The following is a 5,909-nucleotide window of genomic DNA, read 5'->3' as shown; positions in this document are numbered from 1 at the left end:
TCGCTACTACGACTTCATCCGCCCCAAACTCAAGCTTCGCTACTCTTTGCCTTTTCCACTCTGGGATTGTTAGCGTTCTTGCTTGACATCTTGAATTTGGTTCTCCTGTTCCTTATTAGAGCCTAGTTATAGGTCTTGCCCTCTTTATGCCGTGTGTCGTGTAGCCAGTAATCAGGTTCTCCGCTACACTTTTGTCTCTTTAGGTCGCTGACCCCATTGATTTTGACACAGTAAATGTTATTTTCGACACCTCCATAAGGGTTCACTTGCGTTCAACTCCTATAACCACACCATACAATCACTAATCCTACAAACGATTATGAACTTGCTTTAACCTTGACGCTCAATACCAAATCTCTTAAATTCAGCACCTCAAGGCGGTTTGGAAACGACTCCTGAAAGTCCTATCCGATAGTCCAATTCTTTAATATAGCTGTGTGTGAGACTTCTAACTTTACCTATTTTAAAGGGGTTAGCTCGTTTCTTACCTAATATTAAAGTCTATCATCTCTAATAAAGTTTTGTTGCGTTTTCAAAGAACTAATTATTATCTTCGTATCCTAACGCAACTCAGGACACACTACTGGTGCTAACAGCGCATAACAAAAATGGCGAATTTATTGCTGAAACGTGAGTTTTGTGTAATTTTAGAAAGTATAAGTTTAACCGAAAAACTTGCGCATTTTAAGTCGCCACTTTCGTTATGCGCGAGACGTTGGGCATAATATTGAGACGAATTCAACATATGATTAGATTTAAGATTTTACTTATTGGAATTTTAATAATGCAACTGAATTTTTCTTGTTCTGAAAAGTTTGCGACAAATGAAATGGAAAATAATTTCACTTCAGAACAAATTAAAGACCTCAAGAAAATAAGAGATTTCTTTGAAAATCAAATTTGCGGTGAAAACAAACTTGATTTCGGTGACTGTTTTAGAAAAATACCTCACGATTCTCTTTATGCTTATGGAATTCCTTTTTGGAAACAGATTGACTTCGAAAAACAAAAAGACTTATATAACAATATTTCTGAATCAACTTTTAATGAAATCTGGGAATTTTGTAAAACGACTTATTTTAAAAGTGGAAAAGTGACTAGAACAGTTTGTTCTAGTAATGGTGACTATCAAAATTATTTGACTGAACTTGGAAAAATGAATCCAAAGATTGAAAAATATGCTGAAAGATTACTTTCGGCTGGCGATTGGAGTAGTGGAAATATTCATTATCAAGTGTTTTCCGATGAAAAGAATTTTGACTTGAATAATTCTGATATTCAACTTATACTTTCAATTCATTATTTGACTTTTAATGACCAAGAAAAACGAAATGAAAAGTGGAACTCTGAATAAATACTATGCCCAACAGCGCATAACAAAAATGGCGAGATTTGTGCTTGAAACGAAAATTTTGGTATTTTATAAAAGTAAAAGTTTAACCGAAAAGTTTGCGCATTTTAAGTCGCCACTTATGTTATGCACGAACCGTTGGCGTTCATTTAAATTAAACGATGATAGAAACAGAATTAATGACTAATGAAACTTATGACCCGACAAAAATTTACTTGAATCCTTTTCAATTTGTGAATTTATGGACTTTAATGTGTCTAATTTTTGGATTGGTTTTGATATATCTTGTGTACGTTTATTTGTGGAATCACTGGGATTGGTTTCACGATTGGATGCCTTAAATGGATGAACAAGTTTTAACTGTATTAAAGTATTAATTAAAAAAGCTAAAAATACTGTTGTCCAAGCTAATCTTTGTAAGATGCCCGATAGTTTTTCAAGAAATATTTTACGACCTAAACCACCGCTTTTGACTAAAACAACACCTTCGTAATTTATAAGGTAAGTTGGAGTGTAAGGATTGACTCGAATTATTGAAATAAGATTTTCACGTTCAAGGTATAATGTAGCAATTCTAAAATACAAACGTTCTTTTCCTTTTGGAATAAAATGTTGTGTAAGCCTAAATGAACCGAATATTTTATAAGGTTTTGAATCGAAATAACAAACTTTCGGGGCTATATAATCCTCGTTTTGTTCAACAGGTTCTTTTTCAAGTTCAATAAGAATATCATCTAAAAAACGTATTTTAGGACTTGATAAAAATCTGTAAAACTTTGACATTGAGAATCTGAATTAAAAAGGCTAAACTAAAAATAAAAAACGAAACGCCAACAGCGCATAACAAAAATAAAATGGTCAGTTGCTGAGACCCAAAGTTCGGCAGATAATAAACAGTAAAAACACAACCGAAAAGTATAACACTTTAACTTTTTACTTATGTTATGCAAGAACCGTTGTAAGTAATGCTAAAATCGAGCTAAAATTGAACATTTGAACTAAAAAAGCCAACGCACAAACAGCACATTCATTTTTTTGCCAACGCGAAATGCCAATGCTGAAAAAAATAAAAGAGCTGTTTTTTGCCAACGCTCGGAATAATATTAAATTTGAGAAAAAACATTAAACCTATATGAGCTTATTTCAGAACTCTGTTCTAAACAAATATTTAAAAGGATTAGAGTCCGAAAAAGTTAATGAAGCTTACGAAAGATTTACAAGCCATTTCCATAATCCTACCATTCAAGAAAACATTCGAAACTCGAAAGAGGAACAATATCAAGGCGAATTTTTGATTGACCTTTTTGTAAACGTATTCGGATATATTAAAAACCCAACGCCTGACTTTAATCTCACAACGGAATTAAAAAATATAAAGGGTTCAAAAAAGACAGATGGTGCAATTCTAAAGGGCGAAAAAGCACTTGCTGTAATTGAGCTAAAAGGAACAAACACAACCGATTTAAGCAAAGTAGAAACCCAAGCATTTGGATATAAAAACAACCAACCAGGTTGTAATTATGTCATTACTTCCAACTTTGAGAAATTGCGTTTTTACATTGACAATGCAGTAGATTTTGAGGAATTTAATTTATTTCAACTTACTAAACAGCGTTTTAATATCCTTTGTCTTTGTCTTTCGTCAGAATATCTTCTAAAAGACATTCCTAAAAAGATTAAAGATGAATCCTTGACTCAAGAGGAAAACATCACTAAAAAATTATATAAAGATTACGCATCATTTAGAAATGAAATTTTTGATTCAATCCAAAATGAAAATCCTGAATACGATAAGCTTACTTTATTCAAGAAAACTCAAAAACTACTTGACCGTTTTCTATTCATCTTCTTTGCAGAAGATAGATTATTACTTCCACCAAATTCTATTCGTTCAATTGTAAACCAATGGACAGATTTAAAAGACAAATACGATGAGTATTTTCCTTTGTACGACCGATTTAAAAAATATTTCGGTTATATGAACACAGGCCACAAAGGACATCAACACGACATTTTTGCATACAATGGTGGCTTATTTGCACCAGACGAGATTTTAGATAACATCAAAATAAACGATGATTTACTTTACAAACACACAGTTAATTTAAGCAACTATGATTTTGAAAGTGAAGTAAGTGTAAACATACTTGGTCACATTTTTGAACATTCATTAAACGATATTGAAGAAATCCAAAACGAAATTGAAGGAATTTCAAACGACCAAAGCAAATCCAAGAGGAAAAAAGATGGCGTTTTTTACACACCAAAATACATTACCAAGTACATTGTAGATAATACTGTTGGTAAACTTTGTGAGGAAAAGAAAACTAAACTTAACATACAAGAAGCCGAATACGAAAAAGAACGTAAAGGAAGACAAAAAGCGACATTAAAGAAGCTAACACAAAAATTAGAAGATTACAGAAAATGGTTGTTACAGATTACCATTTGCGACCCAGCTTGTGGTAGTGGAGCTTTTTTAAATCAAGCGTTAGAATTTCTAATTGCAGAACACCAATACATTGACGAATTGCAAGCCAAACTTTTTGGAGATGCAATGATATTAAGCGAAGTAGAAAACTCTATTTTAGAAAATAATTTGTTTGGTGTCGATATTAATGAAGAAAGTGTTGAAATTGCAAAACTTTCACTTTGGCTTAGAACAGCTCAAAAAGGCAGAAAGCTGTCTTCTTTAAATGACAATATTAAATGTGGCAACAGTTTAATTGACGACCCAATTGTTGCAGGAGATAAAGCCTTTAATTGGCAAAACGAATTTACAGAGATTTTTGCCAATGGTGGTTTTGATGTAATTATTGGAAATCCACCTTATGTTAGAGTTCAGAATTTAGATAAAAATAGCGTTGTTTATTTTGAAGAAAATTATAAATCAGCAACAGGGAAATTTGACATTTATGTTCTCTTCAATGAATTGAGTATTGACCTTTTAAAAGAAAGTGGTTTATTGTCTTTCATACAACCTCATAGATTTATTAATGCAGATTTTGGAAAAGGTTTAAAAAATGTTTTTGAATCTACACAATACCTAAATAAAATAATTTCTTTTTCAGATATAGATATATTTCATGGTGCAACAACATACACAGCTATCTTTTTTTTAGAAAAAAAATTAACAGATAGTATTCTTTACAAAGAATACATAGATAAAAAACCAATTTACATTTCAGAAAATTTAGATTTTCTTAAAGATGATGACTTTATAAAAGTTAGTTATTCATCAATAAAAAACAATTGGGAATTTAAAAATGAGGCTGAACTAACCTTACTTAAAAAGTTAAGAGGTTTTAAAAAACTATCCGATATTTCATTGAACATTTCTCAAGGAGTAATTCCAGGTAGTGATAAAATTTATTACTTAGAAGTAATTGAAGAACAAGGCGACAAAGTTTTAGTTAAAAACCAACTTGATGATAATAAGTTTTTAATTGAAAAGAAAATAACAAGAAGCATTATTAAGGGAAATAATATTAAACGTTATGCTTTACCAACAAGTGACTACGTAATTATTTACCCTTATACATTCTTAAATAATGAGCAGAAACTTCTTAGCTTAAAAGAGTTAGAACAAAACTATTCATTGACATTTAATTACTTGTCTGAGCATAAAGAGTTCTTGATTAACTTAAGAAAAAAGTACAAAACAAATCCATTAGAATGGTATGGTTTTCACAGAGCAAGGGAAATGAGATTTTTAGAAACAGATAAACTCATTACTTCTCACACATCAATTTCACCTTCATTCACATATGCAACAGGTTCAAATTATTTTAATCAAAATGTATATGGAATAGAAATAAAAAAAGAAATTTCCCTAATTCAGGTTTTAGGTATTTTAAATTCTAAACTATCGGATTTTTACATCAGAAACACAAGTAGTATGATTAATGGTGGTTACTACCTTTATAAAACAGATTACATTAGTAATTTACCGATAATAACAAAAGAAAAGAGCCAATTAATATCATTAACTAAAAATGCGTTGGAGTTAAACTCTACACTATCAAATCACATTGAAAGATTTGTGAAATATTTATCACAAAGTTATAGAATTGAAAAATTCTCAAAAAAGTTGGAAAATTGGAACGAATTAGATTTTGGAGAATTTATAAAAGAACTTAATAAAGCAATTAAAAAAATTGGCGGAGAAAAACTTAGTAAATCGGATGAAATTGAGTGGATGGAAATATTTGACACTAAAAAAAATGAAGCAATTAATTTAATAGAACAAATAAGCCAAACCGAAAGAGAAATTGACCAAATCGTTTATGAATTATTTGGTTTGACAGTAAATGAAATTAAAGTTGTGGAAGAAGCCACAGCTTAAGCCATACACAATTACAATTCGCACCAGCCTACGCTACGCCAAAAATTGCAAAAGAGTATGTCTTGCCAACGCTCAATTCCGTACTAAATAACAAACATCGGAAAAACAAGCTGAATGAAAAAGTCGAGTAGGTAAAGGGGAATCTCACCCCTAAACCTCTCACAGAACCGTACGTGAACCTCTCGATTCATACGGCTCTTCATAGTCCAAAGT

3 protein-coding genes are annotated in these 5,909 nt (G+C 31.2%); 2 read left to right on the top strand and 1 reads right to left on the bottom strand.

Features of this window, described 5'->3' with window-relative positions:
• Positions 1-745: 745 nt before the first annotated feature.
• Positions 746-1,354 carry a hypothetical protein gene (locus G7034_RS09055; protein ID WP_166400651.1) on the top strand — a complete coding sequence of 203 codons (609 nt, stop codon included), beginning with the start codon at positions 746-748 and terminating at the stop codon, positions 1,352-1,354.
• Positions 1,355-1,534: 180 nt separating this feature from the next.
• Here G7034_RS09055 and G7034_RS09050 read toward each other — a convergent pair whose 3' ends face one another.
• Positions 1,535-2,134: a hypothetical protein gene (locus G7034_RS09050; RefSeq protein ID WP_166400650.1), complete on the bottom strand. Its 600-nt coding sequence runs from the start codon at positions 2,132-2,134 to the stop codon at positions 1,535-1,537.
• A gap of 349 nt (positions 2,135-2,483) precedes the next feature.
• Between G7034_RS09050 and G7034_RS09045 the strand changes: the two genes are divergently transcribed.
• Positions 2,484-5,696 (top strand): Eco57I restriction-modification methylase domain-containing protein, encoded by a 3,213-nt coding sequence (locus tag G7034_RS09045; RefSeq protein WP_166400649.1) that lies wholly within the window; start codon positions 2,484-2,486, stop codon positions 5,694-5,696.
• Positions 5,697-5,909 lie beyond the last annotated feature (213 nt).

The organism is Psychroflexus maritimus, from assembly GCF_011089875.1.
GTDB classification, from domain to species: Bacteria; Bacteroidota; Bacteroidia; order Flavobacteriales; family Flavobacteriaceae; genus Psychroflexus; species Psychroflexus maritimus.
This window is presented reverse-complemented; position numbering and strand designations above follow the sequence as displayed.

What these genes read in the sequence shown, in the direction of transcription:
- G7034_RS09050 (WP_166400650.1), bottom strand. Translation starts at nt 2,134, where the DNA reads ATGTCAAAGTTTTACAGATTTTTATCAAGTCCTAAAATACGTTTTTTA.
- G7034_RS09055 (WP_166400651.1), top strand. Translation starts at nt 746, where the DNA reads ATGATTAGATTTAAGATTTTACTTATTGGAATTTTAATAATGCAACTG.
- G7034_RS09045 (WP_166400649.1), top strand. Translation starts at nt 2,484, where the DNA reads ATGAGCTTATTTCAGAACTCTGTTCTAAACAAATATTTAAAAGGATTA.